Raw genomic sequence first — 17,966 nt, forward strand, 5'->3', positions numbered from 1 at the left:
TGCGAAGGTCTATTCGGGAATTCCGGGGCAGCGTGGTGTACATTGCCACGAAGCACTGCAGAAGGCCTCACGTTCCCCCCTTTGCGAAGGGGGGGCAGGGGGGATTTGATCTTCAAGTCTCCTCCAGAACCGCAGCCCGTTTAACAGCACATCTCGGTCGTCGAACCGCAGCTGCGGCAGTCTAAAGATCAACGACATTGGCCCCACCAGGTTTTGCAAACAGAATCAAAGAAATAGTTGAAACCACAGCAGTTGCGCACCCTTGCAGGACGGCTGGCCAAGTCAAATCCCCCCTGTCCCCCCTTCGCAAAGGGGGGGACGTAATAGCCTCGCTTAGTCCTTGAAGGGGCAGCAGTAAAGGTGGTGCACTTATGCGAAAAAACCTGCTTACCATACTGGCAGCCCTGGCGCTTACCGCCTGCAGCGTCGGTCCCGACTACGTGAAGCCGTCCGCGGAGGTGCCGACGCAGTACAAGGAGACGCACCCCCCCGACGCGCCCTTCAAGGAAACGAAGGGGTGGAAGGTGGCGCAGCCGGGGGACCCCGGCCTGAGCAGCACGTGGTGGGAGCTCTTCGGCGACCCGCAGCTGAACGCCCTGGAGTCGCAGGTGGAGATCTCCAACCAGAACATCAAGGAGGCCGAGGCAAACTTCCGCCAGGCCCGCGCCCTCGTGCGCGAGGCGCGCTCCGGCTATTTCCCCACCGTCACCACGAGCCCGTCCGTGACCCGCTCCCGCACTCCCGGGGGCTCTTCCTCCGGACGCTCAGGCGCCGGGGCCACCTTCACCGACTTCAATCTACCCGCGGACGCGACGTGGGAGATCGACATCTGGGGGCGCGTGCGACGTGCGGTGGAGGGGAGCCGGGGGCGGGCGGAGGCAAGTGCAGCCGACCTCGCAGCGGTTCGCCTGAGCGCACAGGCGGAGCTCGCGCGCAACTACTTCCTGCTGCGGGTGCAGGACACGCAGCAGAGACTCCTTGACGCAACGGTGGCAAATTACCAGAAAGCCCTGGAGCTGACGCGCAACCGCTACGACAGCGGAGTCGCGGCGCGGGCGGAAGTCCTCCAGGCAGAGACGCAGCTGCAAAGCACGAAGGCTCAGGCGCTCGACCTGCAGGTGCAGCGAGCCCAGCTGGAGCACGCCATCGCGCTTCTGATCGGAAAGTCCCCCGCCTCCTTCTCCCTCAAGGCGGAGGAGCTCAAGCCGACCTTTCCAGTCATCCCTGTGGCCCTCCCGTCCCAGCTCCTGGAGCGAAGACCGGACATCGCTGCAGCGGAGCGCCGTATGGCGGCCGCCAACGCAGACATAGGAGTCGCGAAAGCCGCCTACTTTCCGAGTCTCAGCATCAGCGCTTCTGCAGGCTTTCAGGCACTGAGCGCCGCCGACTGGCTCCTCTGGCCGAGCCGGTTCTGGTCGATCGGCACGAGCCTCGGGCAGGTACTCTTTGACGGAGGGTTGCGCCGGGCCCGCAGCGAGGAGGCGGTCGCCGCCTACGAGGCGAATGTCGCCGCTTACCGGCAGAGCGTCCTGGTCGCCTTCCAGGAGGTGGAGGACAACCTCGTCGCCTTGCGTGTACTGGAGGAGGAAGCAAAGGTGCAGGAAGCCGCGGTAGTCGCCGCACGCCAGTCGGTCGACGTCTCGCTGAACCAGTACCGGGCAGGGACCATCAGCTACCTGAACGTGGTGGTGACGCAGTACGCCGCCTTGAACAACGAAAGGGCTGCAGTCGATATCCTCGGCAGAAGGCTTGCCGCCAGTGTCGGGCTGGTGAAGGCGCTCGGGGGGGGGTGGAGCAGCGGCACCCTGTCTGCTGAAGGCAGAAATGCCCGGCCGTAGGCAGAATCCGTTGCACAGCCTCATGAACTACTCTATAATGCCGGGCCTATTAACGATGACGCTTGAGGGCGAAGGGGGACACTCGTGAAATTGAAGAAGCTGATAGTGGCTGTTTCCGGCGCACTGCTGGTTGCGGGGATGTTCGGGTGCGGGGACGTGGAGTGGTTCCCGGAAAATAACAGCACGACGGGGGGGAATTCCCCCAATGCCTTTACCTTCACCACCCCTGCAGAGGTTACACAGGCGGTAGCTTCCGGCTCCGGAGTGGTGAGCCAGTCCAATACAGTGACGGTGACTGGCACGCAGACAACCGGATGGACCGTTACGGTGACCGATGTCACTCCCGGTGCGGACAGCAAGGTCAATATCGCCGGTGCCGGATTCAACGGCACCACCGGTACCATCCTTCCGAACCAGACGCTGCAGGTGGAGCATACCCCCTCGAAGACGGTAGGCGGGCAGGTGACGACCCAGATCAAGGTCGGCGATTACACCACGACCTTTACCACGAACACCATTGCGAATCCCTAGCTTTTAAGCAGTTCGGGGAAAAGATCGAAACGCGCCGGCCCCTGCAACTCTCACAGGGGCCGGCGGTACGGGGAAAACTATCCTTCCTTGCGGGTACCGTTCAGCAGGTCGATGATGCTGCGCAGCGGTATCATCACCCAGTCCGGACGGTTGTTCAGCTCATACCCCAACTCGTAGACCGCCTTGTCCAGCATGAAGCAGGTCAGAATCGTCTCCAGTTCATCCCGGTCCTCGGGCAGGAACGAATTTTCCCCCACGTACTCCAGGTAGGAGTTGAGAAAGACGGCGCCGTTGTAGCGGTACCACGCTTCCGCCCACGGCTCGAGGTAAGGGATGTCTTCCTCCCGTATCTGCGACTTCAGCAGCGCCGAATATGCTGCGTAGTAAAATGAGTTCACCATCCCCGCCACGTCCCGCAGCGCGGAATGCTTGATCCTCCTCTCGCTCACCGATTTCGCCGGTTCCCCCTCAAAGTCGATGATTACGAAATCGTTCCCCGTGTAGAGCACCTGCCCCAGGTGGTAATCGCCGTGGGTGCGGGTCTTCTGGGCGGAGAACTTCCGCAGGGTGATCGCCCTGAAGAATTCAAGGATCTCACCTTCCGCGCCGATGACCGAGTCTGCGTCCGCTCGCAGCGCCTCCGGAAGCCTGTCGAGGTTCTTGCGCAGGAGGTTCAGCGTCTTGTGCGCCCTCGTGCGCATCGACTGGTAGAGGGAGCGCTGGTAGAGGAGCGTGAACGGCTCCGGAGCGAAGGACGCTTCCTGTCCGCTTGCAAGCGCCACGTGCAGCTTCGCGGTCCTCTTCCCGAGGAGGGAAACCATCTCCGGATAGAACCCGCCCATGAGCTCGAGTATCTCCGGAGCTGCATGGTCGCCGGCCGCCAGGTACGGCGGGGACGGGAGGAGCGGTGCCTTCTCCGCCTCGGCGCGCTGTGCCAGCGCCCGCTCCAGATACTGGTTTACCTCGGTGAGCGTGAACCCCCAGGCGTCCCCCTCGCTCGCGGCAAATCCCTGCATCAGCGCCATCGCCGCCGGCTCCATCCCCTGGCGCGTGTACTCCATCACCCCGGCAAGGGGCGCTATGTGCGGGAAATGCGCCTTCTCGCTCAGGAACTCGCCGACTTCCACCTCCGGATGCACCCCTTCCTGGATGCGGCGGTACAGCTTGAAGAAGAAGACCTTGTCGAAGAGGATCGCGCTGTTGCTCTGCTCGACGCGCCCCACCTGGGAGGGGAGGGGAGCGGTCTGCTGGGCGAGGAGCCTGCTGCACATCTGGGTGCAGCGCCCGGAGATCTTCGCCCCTTTGCGCGGCGTCCTTCTGCGCACCATGAAGTGAAAGAGCGCCTGGCGGAATGCCGGGTTGTACAGGGCGTCGTACAAAAGCCCCGTCTCGCCGCTGTCGATCCTCAGTCTGGTGATCGCGGCCTCCGGCGTGTCCTTTTGCAACGCCTCCGCTTCGTCGAGGGGGAGGTAATGGAGCGGCAGGATGTACGTCTCGGGGGTCCCCTCACCGTAGCTTATCTCGAAGAAGGCGAGGAGTCCCGACTCGTTCCTCTCCTCCAGCGGCACGGGGGCGGTGTCGGTCAAGGTCACCCTGCTGATGCTGCGCCCTTTCCCCTGGAACCAGCGGCACTTCTTCAGGTACGTGGGGAGGACCTGCTCGAGGTGGCGCAGTGCCCCCCCCTTCAGCACGTTTTGCCACACACCGGGGCAGGGGATCTCCGGGAATCCCGCCTTCTCCGTCGGCATCTCCGCCTCGCGCTCCCGGGTCATCAGGAGGAGGTGGTAGTCATAGGGACCGAGCAGCACCACGTACGGGGTCTCCTTGATCATCGGGAAGCGGTTCCTGCTGAACATGTCTTCCGGGACGAGCCCCGCAAAGCGCGGCAGACCGACCTGCATGACCTGCGCGAAACGGGAGAGGTTCACCACCACGAGGATCGTCTCACCCTGGTACTCCCGCACCATGGCCAGCACCTTCGGGTTGTCCATGTCGAGGAATTCCAGCGTCCCCCAGCCGAAGGCCTTGAAGCGCTTGCGCAGATCGATGATCTTTTTCATCCACCAGAAGAGGGAGGTGGAATTGCGCGCCTGGTTCTCCACGTTCAGCGCCTCGTAGTGGTACTCGGGATCGATGATGACCGGGAGGTACAGCCTCTGCGGGTTCGCCTTCGAAAAGCCGGAGTTGCGGTCCGGGCTCCACTGCATGGGGGTGCGCACGCCGTTTCTGTCGCCGAGGTAGTAGTTGTCCCCCATACCGATCTCGTCGCCGTAGTAGAGGATCGGCGTCCCGGGGAGGGTGAAGAGGAGGACGTTCATGAGCTCGATCTTGCGCCGGTCATTCCCCATGAGGGGGGCGAGGCGCCGCCTGATCCCCAGGTTGATGCGCGCCCTGGGGTCGCGGGCGTAGACCCGGTACATGTAGTCGCTCTCCTCGTCCGTCACCATCTCGAGGGTGAGTTCGTCATGGTTCCGGAGGAAGAGGGCCCACTGGCATTCGGGCGGAATCTCCGGCGTCTGCTGCAGTATGTTGGAGATCGGGAAGGAGTCCTCCATCTGCAGCGCCATGTACATGCGGGGCATGAGGGGGAAATGGAAGGCCATGTGGCAGGCGCGCCCCTCGCCAAAGTAGGAGGCGGCATCCTCCGGCCACTGGTTCGCCTCCGCAAGAAGCATCCGGTCGGGGTAGCGCTCCTCCACGAACGAGCGCAGCTTCTTCAGGAACTCGTACGTCTCCGGGAGGTTCTCGCAGTTCGTCCCTTCCCGCTCGTACAGGTACGGGACCGCGTCGAGCCTGAGACCGTCGACCCCCATGCCGAGCCAGAAGTCGAGTACCTTGAACATCGCCTTGTGCACGGCGGGGTTGTCGTAGTTCAGGTCGGGCTGGTGCGCATAGAAGCGGTGCCAGTAGTACTGCTTCGCCACCGGGTCGCGGGACCAGTTGGAGGACTCGAAGTCCTTGAAGATGATGCGGGCGTCGAGGTACTTGTCGGGGTTCTCGCTCCACACGTAGAAGTTCCGCCAGCTGGAGCCCGGCTTTGCGTTGCGCGACCGCTGGAACCAGGGGTGCTGGTCCGAGGTGTGGTTCAGGACCAGCTCCGTTATCACCCGCATCCCCATCCGGTGCGCCTCCCGGAGGAACTCCTGGAAGTCGCGCAGCGTGCCGTAGTCGGGATTTATATTGTAGTAATCCGCGATGTCGTAGCCGTCGTCGCGCAGCGGAGAAGGGTAGAAGGGGAGGACCCAGACAGCGGTCACCCCCAGATCCCTGAGGTAGGGGAGCCTGCTCATCAGGCCGCGTATGTCGCCGATGCCGTCACCGTTGCTGTCGTAAAAGCTCCTGATGTGCACCTCGTATATGACTGCATCCTTAAACCAGAGAGGATTCTTGTCGGTTCTGTCGGGCATGGTAGTAGCTCTCCCGCGTTAGCGCTTGTCGGTTCCCTCCTGCCTCCGATGATTACATCGACGACGCAGATCGTCTTCAGGCTGCACAGCTTCCACCGTCCCCTCCCTTTCAAGGGGAAGGACAGGGTGGGGATGGGGTCCTTTCCTAGTAGAAGTAGTCGAAATCCAGCTCCCGGCGCATCGGCGCGCAGATGCGGAAGATCCTCGCCGGCTGCGTCCGCGGGTCGAGTTCTATCGTAACAACTTCACCCTGCCAGATGAACCGGTCTTTGTTCAATACGTCCTGCACCAGGTAGTGCTGCCCCGGCGCGATGGAGAACTCCTCGATCGGCACCTGCAGCCGCCCCCTGTGGCTGCGGAAGGGGTCGAGATTGACGGCGATGAAGAGGATGTCGTCGCCGAGGGCCTTGCGGTACCAGATGATGTTCTCGTTGTCGGAGCGATAGAAGGTGACGTTGTCGGTGCGCTGCAGACAGGCATGTTCCTTCCGGAGCCGGTTCACCTCCGTCATGAGCTCCCTGAGAGCCCTCCCTTTCTGCACGTCCCACTCCTTGATCTCGTACTTCTCGTTGTCGATGTACTCCTCTTTCCCCGGCGCCGCCTCGGAAAGGCAGAGCTCGTAGGGGGGACCGTAAACCCCGTAGCTCGCCGACAGCGTCGCTGCGAGGACGAGCCTGATCTTGAAGGCAGGCTCTCCGCCGTACTGCAGGTACTCGGTGAGGATGTCCGGGGTGTTCGGCCAGAAGTTCGGGCGGAAAAATTCCCGCGCCTCGCCGCGGGTGAGCTCCATGAGGTACGTCTCCAGCTCCTCCTTTGTGGTGCGCCAGGAGAAGTAGGTGTACGACTGGCTGAAGCCGAGCTTCGCCAGGCGGTGCATGACCTTCGGCCTCGTGAACGCCTCGGCGAGAAAGATGACGTCTGGGGAAACCTTGCGCGCCTCCGCGATGATCCACTCCCACAGGGCGAACGGCTTCGTGTGGGGGTTGTCCACCCGGAAGATCCGCACCCCGTTCGACATCCAGAAGGTGATGATGCTCTTTAGCTCCTCCCACAGCTCGCGCCACTGCGGCGTCTCGAAGTGGAAGGGGACGATGTCCTCGTACTTCTTCGGCGGGTTCTCCGCATACTGCACCTTGCCGTCCGGGCGCCAGAGGAACCACTCGGGGTGCTCCTTCAGATAGGGGTGATCGGGGGAGCACTGGAAGGCGATGTCGATCGCCACCTCGATCCCGTGCTGGCGGGCCTTCGCGATGAAAGCCTGGAAATCCTCCATGGTCCCGAGCTGCGGGTGGATCGACTTGTGCCCCCCTTCCGCCGCGCCGATGGCCCACGGGCTTCCGGGGTCATCGGGGGAGGCGACTGTGGAGTTGTTCCTCCCTTTCCGGTGCGAGACGCCGATGGGGTGAATGGGGGGGAAGTAGACGACGTCGAACCCCATCGCCGCTATCTCCGGAAGGCGCTGGCTTGCCTGCTGAAAGGTGCCGTGCCCCCCTTCCGGTGAGGTGGAACGGGGGAAGAACTCGTACCAGGTGGAAAAGAGCGCCCTCTTGCGGTCGACGGTGACGCTCAGCTCCCTTCCGTAGCGCGCCGCGTGGGCCCGCCCGGAGCAGGCGTCGTAGATCGCCGCTGCCTCCTCTGTTGTGGCGCGCCTGAAAGCCGCCGCCGGGTCCGAGAGCCCCTTCACCTCCCCGATCAGGGTCCGCAGCCTGACCACCGCGTCACCGGAACCGTGCTCCAGGGCGTGCTCCAGGTGCTTTACCCCGATCACCAGTTCCGGCGCCGGGTCCTGCCCCGCCGCGACCCTCTTTACCAGCTCCTTCTGCCAGGTGCGAAAGTGGTCCACCCACGCCGCGACGGTGTAGTGGTAGCTCCCCGCGAAGGGGAGGGGAAAACTCCCTTCCCAGCGGTCGTTCCCGATCCGCTCCATCGGGCTTTCGCTCCAGCTGTCGTCGCCGTCGCGCCGGTAGAGGAGACGGGCGTCCAGTTCGTCGTGGCCGTCGCTGAAGATGTCCGCCTGCACGGTCATCTTCTCCCCCGCGATCCGCTTCGCCGGGTACCGCCCGCAGTCGATCTCCGGTGCCACTCCCTCTATCACCACACGAACTCTTCCGTCTTCGTTCATATCTTCTCCCTCTTCTGCCGTCGAACCTTGACGGGAGGGTGTTGCGGGCCCCGTTGATGCATATCGCCGGAAACCGGCTGCAGGACCCCTCCCGTTCCCCCCCTTTGCGAAGGTTCTTCCGGGAATTCCGGGGAACCGGTATCTATCGGCCCTTCAGCAAGGAGGCCAGGCCACTTCGTTCCCCCCTTTGCGAAGGGGGGCCAGGGGGGATTTGCCTTTGCCTTGTCATCCCTGACCAGTTGAAGACGGTCATAAAGCAAGCTGCTATGAGCAACTGCTGTGGTCTCATCTTCGCGCCCGGCAACGTCTTGATCTCCACATACGACGAAATTGAGTGGCCCCATCTGCTGATCTCTTTGCTGCCGAAGGACAGCGGAGATTGAGGTCGATAGGACCGCAGCACCTTCAGCTTCACAATGAACCGCTTACTGTCGAAACGATTCCGGCTCTACTGCCAACGAAAGCTAAATCCCCCCTGTCCCCCCTTCGCAAAGGGGGGGACGCGAGGCCCTCCTGCGATTCATTATGACAAACTACGGCTTCCCCAGAATTCCGGATGAACCTTTGTGAAGGGGGACCGGGGGATTTCCTTTTGGGACGGAGGACTGCGTCACCCCACTATAAAAGCCTACCGTCACTGTGCCAAAAGTGCCACAGGCCCACGCGCAAAAACCTTTGCCGCCGAAAGGAGCGCTTCACCCTCCCTCGGCTCCGCCTCCACGGTCTCTTCGGTGAAGACATTCCGGTAGCGGGTGGGGGCGTTTGCCGGGAGGGTGATGGCGGTATCGAGCCACGCCCCCTCTCCGAGGGGCGCGCTCCCCGGTTCCGGAGTGAGCCCCGAAACGAGGCGCGGCACGGCGACGATCCCCCACTCCCCGCCGCAGGTGCGCGCGAAGGCGCAGATGTGTCGCCCCCTCTCTCCCCGTGTCTCCAGGGGGAGATACTCACCCCTCTCGAAGAGTGCGCGGTGTTCCCCCCGGAAGGAGAGCACCCGGTGGATGAGGTACAGCTTCAGGCGCCCGTCGTGCCGGGAGGCCAGAAGCTCCTCCACCAAAGCCGCTGCTCCGATCTCCCCCTCGCGTGCCACGAGCCGCTCCAGCGCCTCGCTGCGCACCCCGTAGTCGACCTGCCGTCGGTTGTCCGGGTCGACGAGGGTGAGTTCCCACAGCTCGCTCCCCTGGTAGAAGTCGGGGACTCCGGGGGAGGTCATCTTCAGGAGGGTCTGGGAGAGGGCGTTGAAGAGGCCGCAGTGCGCGATCTGCCGCTGCAGGACCCTGAACTCGCCGAGGAAGGGATTTTCCTCCCGTTCTGTCAGGATGAGGTCGACGAAGCGGGAGAGCGCCTCCTCGTACGCGATGTTCGGGCTGATCCAGCTGGAGTGCGCCTTTGCCTCGCGCAGCGCCTTCGTGAGATATCCCTTCACGCGACCCCTGAATTCCTCCCCGCAGCCGTCCCCCTCCGGCGGCCAGGCGCCGAGGAGGATCTGGTACAGGAGGTACTCCTCGTTGCGGTCCGGGACCTGCTGCCCCTCTACGACCGGCTTTCTACCCTGGTTCATCCGGTTCCAGCGGGTCAGCGCCTTCTGCCACTGCTGCGGGTACTCCGAGAGGGCATCTATGCGGGCGCGGAAGTCGGAGCCGTGCTTCGAATCGTGGGTGGAGGTGGTGATCATGGCGTGGGGGGAGGTGCTGAGGCGGGCGACGTTCTCGCCGTGGAAGCTCTCGATCCCGCTCCCGAAGCGCTCCGGCATGCCACCGACCTCGTTTAGCGAGACGAGCCGGTTGTACAGGTAGAAGGCGGTATCCTCCACCCCCTTCGCCATGACAGGACCGGTGATCTGCTGGAACTTCATGACGAAGTGGAGCCACTCGGAGCGGTCCGCCTCGGTGGCGTAGGGGGGGAAGTGCAGGAGGAGAATCGCGCGCAGGAAGTCGAAGACCGCCCGGCTGAGCGCGGGGTTCTTGCGCCGGGCATTGTCGATCGCCTCCTCGATGTAGCGGCTGTCCGTCTCCCGCACCGAGGTTGAGCTCGTGTAGCTGCGGTAGACCGGGAAGCAGGCGATGACCTCGATCAGCGCCCGGGTAAGGCTTGCCCGGGTAAAGTCGCGGGTGGCGCGGTCGCGCTCGCAGATCGTGCTCAGGTGGTGCCCCATGGTGATTATCTCGCCGGACATTGCCACCTGCATCACCAGCTTTTTCGTGCGGTAGCTCACCTCGCGGAAGGAGAGGGGGCGCCGCACGAACCTGCAGTAGATCCGGTCGAAGGCCCTCGCCGCCGCCGCGTCGATGAAGACGCCATTCAAGTTCTCGGCGAAATCGTAGCCGGTGGTGCTGGTGAGGAGCCAGTCGTCGGGGATGCGCTCCCCCTCCAGGAGGATCTTCTCCCCCACGACGTAGAAGGGGTGGTAGTGCGGGTGCTCCTCCAGGAGGGCGTCGAACTCCTTCCCGTGGCGCGCCACGAGCTCTGCCTCCTCGGAGCCACCGTCGGCCGCAAGGCGCAGCTGGACGAAGCACCCGCGCTGCAGCCTCTTTAGATAGGCAGCGGGATCGTACAGCCCGTCCAGGTGGTCGAGTCTCAGTCCGGTGACGAGCCTGTCGCGGATGAGCTGGAAGAGGAGCTCGTGGGTGTGCCTGAAGACCGCTGCATCCTCCATCCGTATCGCCGCGAGCCCGTTTATGTCGAAGAACCTGCGGTAGTTTATCTCCTCGGTGGCGACCCTCCAGAAGGAGAGGCGGTACGGCTGTTCCCGCAAGAGGGCGTCCAGGAGGTTGAAGCTGTCCGGGGTCCCGACGGTCCCGTTGAAGGCGGCGATGTTTCTGCCAAGGAAATCGGCGATCTGCGGGCTCTGCGCGCAGAGGTCCTGCAGCCTCCTCTTGATGATCTCCTTCTCGCGGTACCGCTCTTCCCGGTGGTCCGGGTCCTGCTCCGTGGGGGGGGGGAGGTGCTGCAGGGCGGTTATGATGCTCAGAAACTCCAGCCGCGCGGGGGATTCCCGGTGCAGGAGGGTGTCCAGCTGCTCGGGACGGTACTTGAGGATCTGCAGCCAGGTCGTCGGCTCGAGGGGGACTACCGCGTCGTAGTAGCGGATCAGGAAGGCGCCGTTTTCAAAGGAGAGGACCAGTTCGCCGCGCTCGAGCACCGTGCCGTACTGGTCGCCGAGGAAGGGGAGGAGGACCTTCCCCCACAGCTCCTTTTTCACCGGCTCCCAGTCGATGTCGAAGAAGTAGGCGTAGGGGGAGCTGCGGCCGTTCTCCAGGACGTCCTGCCACAGCCGGTTTCCGGGGCTTTCGATGCACATGTGGTTCGGCACGAAATCGAGGATCTGCCCCATCCCGAGGCGCTGCAGTTCGCTGCAGTAGGAGAGGTAATCCTCCCGGCTCCCGAGCTCGGGGTTCAGCGAGCCGTGGTCGACGACATCGTAGCCGTGGCCGCTCCCCTTGCGCGCCGCGAAGCAGGGGGATGCGTAGACGTCGGTGATGCCGAGGCGGCGCAGGTAGGGGAGTATGTCGCGGGCGGCGGCAAAGCCGAAATCCTTGTTGAACTGGAGCCGGTAGGTGGCAACCGGAATCCGTGGTCGTGGTCGATCTCCATCCATATGACTTCACCGTCGGCTGCCGCGAGCTTCCCGGCTGCCGCACCGGTCGGGATACCCCTCCAGCCCGTCCCCGTCGATCCCGGCGGGGTGCAACGGGGGGAGGAGGATCAGTACTTGCAGTAGAGGAGGGCCGAGAATGGGGCAACCTTCAGGCGGCTCTCCGCCTGCATCGCCGTCACCTCCCGGGAGGCTATCTCGCCGCGCCCCCCCCACTGCGGCGCTGCCGAGTCCAGAAGCTTCTGCCACGTCCCTTGCGTCAGCCGGACCTCCACCTCCTCCCCTTTCGAGGAGAAGGAAAGGAGGACGCACGCCTCGCTCCTGCCGCTTTTCCGGTGCAGGACGAGTACCTGCTCGCGCTCCAGGGGAATTACCTCCACCCCCTCGCGGGAGAGGTCCCGCAGTGCGGGGATGGTGCGGCGCAGTTGCAGCGCCTTGCGGTAAAAGGAGAGGACCCGCTCCTCCCTCTCGTCTCTCCTGCGCTCCACGTCCACCATGGAGCGCAGGAAGGTCTCCTCCGACTCCGGATCCGGCACCTCTCCCTGCCACGAGAAGCAGGCGAACTCCTCCGCTCGCCCCTTCCGCACCGCCTCGATGAGGGCCGGGTCGCCGTGGTCGACGAAGTACTGGAAGGGGGCGCGCTCGGCGTACTCTTCCCCCATGAAGAGAAGGGGGATGAAGGGGGAGAGGATCACTGCCGCTGCGGCGAGGGTGAGCTGGTCGCCGGTGAGGGACGAGGAGAGACGGTCTCCGGTCATGCGGTTGCCGACCTGGTCGTGGTTTTGCGAAAAGGCCACCAGCTGCGACGGCGCGATGTCCCTGCTGGAGTTGCCGTGGCGCCTCTTGCGGAAGGGGGAATACTCCCCGGAGAAGACAAATCCCTCGCTGTACGCCTTCGCCAGCTGCGTGAAGGAGCCGAAGTCCTCGTAGTAGCCGCTGCGTTCGCCGGTGAGGATCGCGTGCAGCGCGTGGTGCAGGTCGTCGTTCCACTGGGCGTGCACGCCGAACCCTCCCCGCTCCGGCGGGTGGATGATGCGCACGTCGTTTAGCGCGCTCTCGGCGATGAGATAGCTTTTCCTCCCGGTCGACCTCTCATTCTCCGCCACCGCCTCGGCCAGTTGCAGGAGGAAGGGGCGGGCGCCGAAGTCGAAGATGCCGTGCACCGCGTCGAGCCGCAGGGCGTCCACGTGGTACTCGTTTATCCAGTGCAGCGCGTTCTGTATGAAGTAGTCGCATACCGGGTCACTGAAGGGGCCGTCGTAGTTGAGCGCGTTCCCCCAGGGGGTCCGGTACCTGTCGGTGAAGTACCATCCGAACTCTTCCAGGTAGTTCCCCTCGGGACCCAGGTGGTTGTACACCACGTCGAGGACAAGGGCGAGCCCCTTCGCGTGGCAGGCGTCCACGAGCCGGCGCAGCCCTTCGGGGCCGCCGTAGCTGTTTTGCGGGGCGAAGGGATATACCCCGTCGTACCCCCAGTTGCGCCTCCCGGGAAACTGCGCCACCGGCATGAGCTCCACGGCGGTGATCCCCAGCTCCTTCAGGTAGTCGAGGCGCGGGATGAGGGAGGCGAAAGTCCCCTCACGGGTGAAGGTGCCGACATGGAGCTCGTAGATCACGTACTCCTCGAGGGAAATCCCCCGCCACCCCTCGTCGTGCCAGGTGAAGAGGTTCGGGTCGACGACCTGGGAGGGGCCGTGCACCCCTTCCGGCTGGAAGCGCGATGCGGGGTCGGGGCGCGCCTCCTTCCCTTGCGGCAGGAACAGGTAACGCGACCCCGGAGGGAGATCGTGCAATGTCACGGTGTAGTAGCCGTTTTCTTCCGGCTCCATCTCCCGCGTATCCTCTTTGCCGCCGGTTATGACCCTCAGCCTCATCCCCTCCGCCTTCGGGCCCCACACCCTGAAGCGGGTGCCGCCGTCCGCCAGTACCTCGGCCCCAATCCCGGTAATGCGCGCCTTTTCTGCCATAGTGGTACCTTTTCCTCCTCCGGAGACTCCGCGCGACTCTTTCTGTGCCGATTCCCACTCTCTCTTATAAAAATACTTTAACATCCAAGGGCAGTCAAACTGCACCCGGCGCTACACCTTCGGGGAGCGCTCTTTTAGAGTAGGCGACGATCCCCCCTCATTTTTCTGTATCTGGCATGTGAATCTCCTTACTTTTTGCACAATGTTATAGGATACTGTTCCCATACGAGCGGTTTGACACAGTGTAGCGGCATGATATTTTAATAGTATTGTATCTTTCTCACAGGACAGGGTGGAGGTGTAATAATGAGAATGGATAAGATAGGCCGCTACGTTTTAATGCTGGCACTCTGTGCATCCCTTACAGGCTTCACAACGACGGTCTCTGCCGATGAAAATGCAGACGGTATGGTCAGGGACAGAGCGATGGAGATGCCGGTTCTGACAGGGCAACTCTGGCAGAAGATGAGCAGCGACTCAAAGACCGCCTTTATCTGGGGCATCGGCCATGTAGTCACGGTCGAGAAGCACGTGGTACAAAAGCATCCGGAGCTGAAACGGAGCGACTTTACAGAGAAGCTCTCCGAAGGGCTGACAGGGGTGCCGATGGACTCCATCGTTCAAGGCATTGACAACTACTACCGGAACCATCCGCAGAATCTCGACACGCCGGTCATGAAGGTGATCTGGCGGGAGATGGTGAAGCCAAAGCTCAAGCAAGGCATAGCGGACCAGCCGGTAAACCCGGAGACTGACCAGTCCAGATAGCCCGGTGTGGGCGAGACTGACACCCCCGCGGCTCCGGCGCTGACGGGGTGAGTCGGGTGCCGCCGTAGGGGGGCGGGTCCGGTCTCTACACAAGGAGACGATGTATGACAACGGCGAAAAGATCCCTTCTGATACTTGTAGTGGCGGTAACCTGCGGGTGCACCGGAATGTCGCAGCGGCAGCAGAGCACCCTGAGCGGCGGCGCGATGGGCGCGGGTGGCGGCGCCCTCCTCGGTGCGGTGACCGGGGGAAGCCCCGCGGTCGGCGCGGCAGTCGGTGGCGCCGCGGGAGCGCTCGGCGGCTACATCGTCGGCGGCCAGCACGACAAGAGGTGACGGGGCGTACTGAAGGGGGTAAAACGGAGGCAGCGACACAGAAGGGTCCGCTCCACCGGAGCGGGCCCTTTTCCGTGCCGGACAGGAAAGAAAACGCTAAAGATGGACCGTGCAACTTCCGATAGGACAACAGAATAGTGTACGACGTGCACTGATAGTTAGCGTCGCTGGCAGAAGCTGGCAGCACCCGTCCCGGCGGGTGACCGAGGGGCCTTTTGGGCCCCGTGACTCCAGTAAGGATTTTCTATGCCAGATACCAATATATTGCTGGTCGTGAAGGGGGAAGACGCGCGCAGCGCCTACGAGGAAGCGCTCTGCCGGATCGGGGTCGGGTACGAGGTCGCTTCCTCCTTCGGGGAGGCGCTGAAGCTCTCCATCGAGAGGGCCTTTAGCGGCGTCGTCATCGACATCCTGACGCTCGTGCGCAGCGACAAGGACGAGAAGCTCATCGCCTACGACTGCATCAACCTGTACCCCTCCATCCGTGTCAAATGGGACGGTCGCAAGAAGGAGATCAACCTGAGTCTCCTGGAGCAGTCCTTTGTCTCCGACAGCGAAGCGTCGCTGCGCTACTTCGTCGAGCACAGGTGCAGGAATTTCCCCCCCCGTTCGCTGCGCAAGTACCACAGGACCACTATCTGCCTGAGCGTCTATCTCTGCGTCGCTGAAACCTTCTCCGAGAAGGAGAGCGCGAAGAGCTTCACCGTCAACCTCTCCAGAGGGGGCGCCTTCGTCCACACCACGGTGCCGCTGGCGAAGGGGGAGACCGTGTGGCTCTCCTTCCCCGGCTTCGACGATCCCGCCCCGATCCGCTGCAGGGTCTGCTGGTCCATCCCCTGGGGCTCCGGACGCTCCATCCCCGGGGTCGGCGTCTGCTTCGAGAGTCTCTCCGAAACCCAGAGCGCCGAGGTCGCGGAACTCAGCCGCGGGTAACCCCCCCCATATTTCATCCCGTTTGCTGCGACATATCGATCTTGTGATATCTTAGAGTTCTCCCTCAGTCAGAGGGAGAGGGCGGAAATTACAGCAGCAGGACTGGAGCGACTCCGTGCAAGACAAGGGAACGGCGGCGCGCGTCGTCCTTCGGGACGTGTCGCGCAAGGATGACGGCAAAAGCGGCAAGGCGGAAGCGGCACCCCCGGGTGCGGCGAAGGGATCCCCGGAAAAGCCCATAAAAAAGGGGAAAGTGAAGGGGAAACAGAAGAAGGATGGAGGGGCGCAGACGCAACCGGCCTTCGACCTCTCCGACAGCCGGTGGTATCTCAACCGGGAGCTTACCTGGCTTCAGTTCAACCGGCGCGTGCTGCACGAGGCGGAGGACGAACGCACCCCGCTCCTGGAGCGGGTGAAGTTTTTGGCGATCGTCAGCGGCAACCTCGACGAGTTCGTCATGAAGCGTATCGGCGGTCTGAAGCAGCAGGTCGCTGCGGGGGTGAAGGAACTGACCCTCGACGGGCGCACGCCGCTGCAGCAGGTGCGCGAGTGCCAGGGGGTCTTGCGCGAGCTCCACGCCCAGAAGCGGGACGCCTACAACGAGGTCTTCCGCCTCCTGGAGCAGAAAGGGATCGTGATCCACCCCTACGATGCCCTCACCGCGAAGGAGAAGAGGAGCCTGCGGGAGCTCTACTACGAGAACATCTACCCCCTCCTCACCCCCCAGTCGATCGATCCCGCCCACCCCTTTCCCTTCATTTCGAACCTCTCGCTGAACCTCCTGGTCACCCTGCGCCACCCGAAGACGGAGGAGCTTTCCCTCGCGCGGGTGAAAGTTCCGGTGGGAAACGGCATTCCCCGCTTTCTGAGGGTGGGGAAACTGGACCACTTCATCCTCCTGGAAGAGCTCATGATGCACAACCTGGACATGCTCTTTCCGGGGATGCAGATCGTCGCCTGCGAGATCTTCCGCGTCACCCGGAACGCCAATACGGAGAGGGACGAGGAGGAGGCGGACGACCTCCTGGCGATGATCGAGTCCGAGTTGCAGGAGCGAAAATTCGCCCCCATCGTGCGGCTGGAGGTCGGCGCGGGAATGGTCCCCCTGCACCGGGGGCGTCTCGCCTCGGAGTTTGAGCTCGACGAGGCGAGCGACGTCTTCGAGGTCTCCGGGATGCTTTCGATGCGCGACCTCTTCGAGATCGCCTCCCTCGACTACCCGCGCCTGCACGATCCGCCGCACCACCCGGTGGACCACCCGCGCATCCCGCCGGCGCGAAACATCTTCCACACCATCCGCGATGCCGGCTCCATCCTCCTGCAGCACCCCTACGAGTCGTTCTCCACCTCGGTGGAGCGCTTCCTGAGGGAGGCGGGGACCGATCCGAAGGTCCTGGGGATCAAGATGACCCTGTACCGCACCTCCAAGAAGAGCCGCATCATCGACGCCCTCATCACCGCCGCGCAAAACGGAAAGCAGGTGGCGGTGGTGGTGGAGCTGAAGGCGCGCTTTGACGAGGCGGCGAACATTCTCCTCGCGGAGCGGATGGAGGAGGCGGGGATCCACGTCACCTACGGCGTCGTAGGCTTAAAGACGCACTGCAAGGTCATTCTGGTGGTGCGCCAGGACTACACCGGACTGCGGCGCTACGTGCACATCGGCACCGGGAACTACCACACCGACACCGCCCGCATCTACAGCGACCTCGGGCTCTTCACCTGCGACCGCATGATCGGTCAGGACGTCACCGAGCTCTTCAACTATCTCACCACCGGCTTCACCGCAAAACGCAACTACTCCGCCCTGGCACCCGCCCCCCGCTACCTGAAGAAGGCGCTCCTTGCCAATATCGAGCGGGAGATGGCGCTGCACGCGGAAAAGGGGGAGGGCACGATCCGGTTCAAGATGAACGCGCTGGAGGACGGCGACATCGTGAAGGCGCTGTACCGCGCCTCCCAGGCGGGGGTGAAGGTGCACCTGTACGTGCGCGACACCTGCCGGCTGCGCCCGGGGATACCGGGGCTCTCCGACAACATCCGCGTGGTGAGCGTCGTCGGGCGCTTCCTCGAGCACTCCCGGATCTACTACTTCAGAAACGGCGGACAGGAAGAATATTTCATCGCCTCGGCCGACGCCATGAAGCGCAATCTGGAGGCGCGGGTGGAGATACTCTCCCCGGTGACAGCTCCGGAACTCACCCGGGAGATCGCGCTGATCTTCGCCGCCCACGACGCCGACCAGCGCTCCGCCTGGGACATGCAGCCGGACGGGAGCTACCTCCAGCGCACCCCCCAGAGCGAGGAGCACGCTGACGGCTGCCAGCAGATGCTGATCGCCCTCGCCCAGAAGCGGGTGAAGGCTGCCCAGAAGCAGAAAAAGAACCGCCTCGCGGAAGGGATATCGCTGTAGCCTTCCCGCGAGACCCGGCACCTCTCCCCCACCGTCTGCGGGGGAGGGGAGCGTCCCCCCCCC

At 63.5% G+C, this 17,966-nt stretch carries 10 protein-coding genes; 6 read left to right on the forward strand and 4 right to left on the reverse strand.

From position 1 onward, the window contains the following. Positions 1 to 371: 371 nt before the first annotated feature. Entirely contained in the window at positions 372 to 1,838 is a 1,467-nt protein-coding gene (locus tag LPW11_RS15075) for an efflux transporter outer membrane subunit (RefSeq protein WP_230994701.1), read from the forward strand. 84 nt (positions 1,839 to 1,922) lie between these two features. Next, a complete protein-coding gene (locus LPW11_RS15080) occupies positions 1,923 to 2,369 on the forward strand; it encodes a hypothetical protein (RefSeq protein ID WP_230994702.1) in 447 nt (148 codons plus the stop codon). A 77-nt stretch (positions 2,370 to 2,446) separates the two neighbouring features. Here the strand turns inward: LPW11_RS15080 and treS are convergent, their stop codons facing one another. From treS to treZ, 4 genes are all read right to left on the reverse strand, one after another. Next, positions 2,447 to 5,776: a maltose alpha-D-glucosyltransferase gene (treS, locus tag LPW11_RS15085; protein WP_230994703.1), complete on the reverse strand. Its 3,330-nt coding sequence runs from the start codon at positions 5,774 to 5,776 to the stop codon at positions 2,447 to 2,449. A gap of 145 nt (positions 5,777 to 5,921) precedes the next feature. Beyond that, entirely contained in the window at positions 5,922 to 7,898 is a 1,977-nt protein-coding gene (locus LPW11_RS15090; protein WP_230994704.1) for an alpha-1,4-glucan--maltose-1-phosphate maltosyltransferase, read from the reverse strand. A 634-nt stretch (positions 7,899 to 8,532) separates the two neighbouring features. Further along, positions 8,533 to 11,493, reverse strand: coding sequence for a malto-oligosyltrehalose synthase (treY, locus tag LPW11_RS15095; protein ID WP_230994705.1), 2,961 nt, complete (start codon positions 11,491 to 11,493; stop codon positions 8,533 to 8,535). A gap of 107 nt (positions 11,494 to 11,600) precedes the next feature. Further along, on the reverse strand, positions 11,601 to 13,457 hold the full coding sequence (gene treZ, locus LPW11_RS15100; RefSeq protein WP_230994706.1) for a malto-oligosyltrehalose trehalohydrolase: 1,857 nt from the start codon (positions 13,455 to 13,457) through the stop codon (positions 11,601 to 11,603). 306 nt (positions 13,458 to 13,763) lie between these two features. On the opposite strand from treZ, the gene LPW11_RS15105 reads away from it, so the two are divergent. From LPW11_RS15105 to ppk1, 4 genes are all read left to right on the forward strand, one after another. Then, positions 13,764 to 14,225 carry a hypothetical protein gene (locus LPW11_RS15105; protein WP_230994707.1) on the forward strand — a complete coding sequence of 154 codons (462 nt, stop codon included), beginning with the start codon at positions 13,764 to 13,766 and terminating at the stop codon, positions 14,223 to 14,225. A 104-nt stretch (positions 14,226 to 14,329) separates the two neighbouring features. Further along, positions 14,330 to 14,560: a YMGG-like glycine zipper-containing protein gene (locus tag LPW11_RS15110; protein ID WP_230994708.1), complete on the forward strand. Its 231-nt coding sequence runs from the start codon at positions 14,330 to 14,332 to the stop codon at positions 14,558 to 14,560. Between the two features lie 246 nt (positions 14,561 to 14,806). Continuing rightward, on the forward strand, positions 14,807 to 15,493 hold the full coding sequence (locus tag LPW11_RS15115) for a PilZ domain-containing protein (RefSeq protein WP_230994709.1): 687 nt from the start codon (positions 14,807 to 14,809) through the stop codon (positions 15,491 to 15,493). A gap of 115 nt (positions 15,494 to 15,608) precedes the next feature. Next, positions 15,609 to 17,903 (forward strand): polyphosphate kinase 1, encoded by a 2,295-nt coding sequence (gene ppk1, locus LPW11_RS15120; protein WP_230994710.1) that lies wholly within the window; start codon positions 15,609 to 15,611, stop codon positions 17,901 to 17,903. The last annotated feature ends 63 nt before the right edge of the window (positions 17,904 to 17,966 follow it).

Source organism: Geomonas sp. RF6 (assembly GCF_021044625.1).
In the GTDB taxonomy this organism is placed as follows: Bacteria; Desulfobacterota; Desulfuromonadia; order Geobacterales; family Geobacteraceae; genus RF6.

Excerpts from the sequence above, each read along its gene's own strand:
- LPW11_RS15075 (WP_230994701.1), top strand. The coding sequence starts at position 372 with ATGCGAAAAAACCTGCTTACCATACTGGCAGCCCTGGCGCTTACCGCC.
- treS (WP_230994703.1), bottom strand. The coding sequence starts at position 5,776 with ATGCCCGACAGAACCGACAAGAATCCTCTCTGGTTTAAGGATGCAGTC.
- LPW11_RS15090 (WP_230994704.1), bottom strand. The coding sequence starts at position 7,898 with ATGAACGAAGACGGAAGAGTTCGTGTGGTGATAGAGGGAGTGGCACCG.
- treY (WP_230994705.1), bottom strand. The coding sequence starts at position 11,493 with ATGGATGGAGATCGACCACGACCACGGATTCCGGTTGCCACCTACCGG.
- treZ (WP_230994706.1), bottom strand. The coding sequence starts at position 13,457 with ATGGCAGAAAAGGCGCGCATTACCGGGATTGGGGCCGAGGTACTGGCG.
- LPW11_RS15105 (WP_230994707.1), top strand. The coding sequence starts at position 13,764 with ATGAGAATGGATAAGATAGGCCGCTACGTTTTAATGCTGGCACTCTGT.
- LPW11_RS15110 (WP_230994708.1), top strand. The coding sequence starts at position 14,330 with ATGACAACGGCGAAAAGATCCCTTCTGATACTTGTAGTGGCGGTAACC.
- LPW11_RS15115 (WP_230994709.1), top strand. The coding sequence starts at position 14,807 with ATGCCAGATACCAATATATTGCTGGTCGTGAAGGGGGAAGACGCGCGC.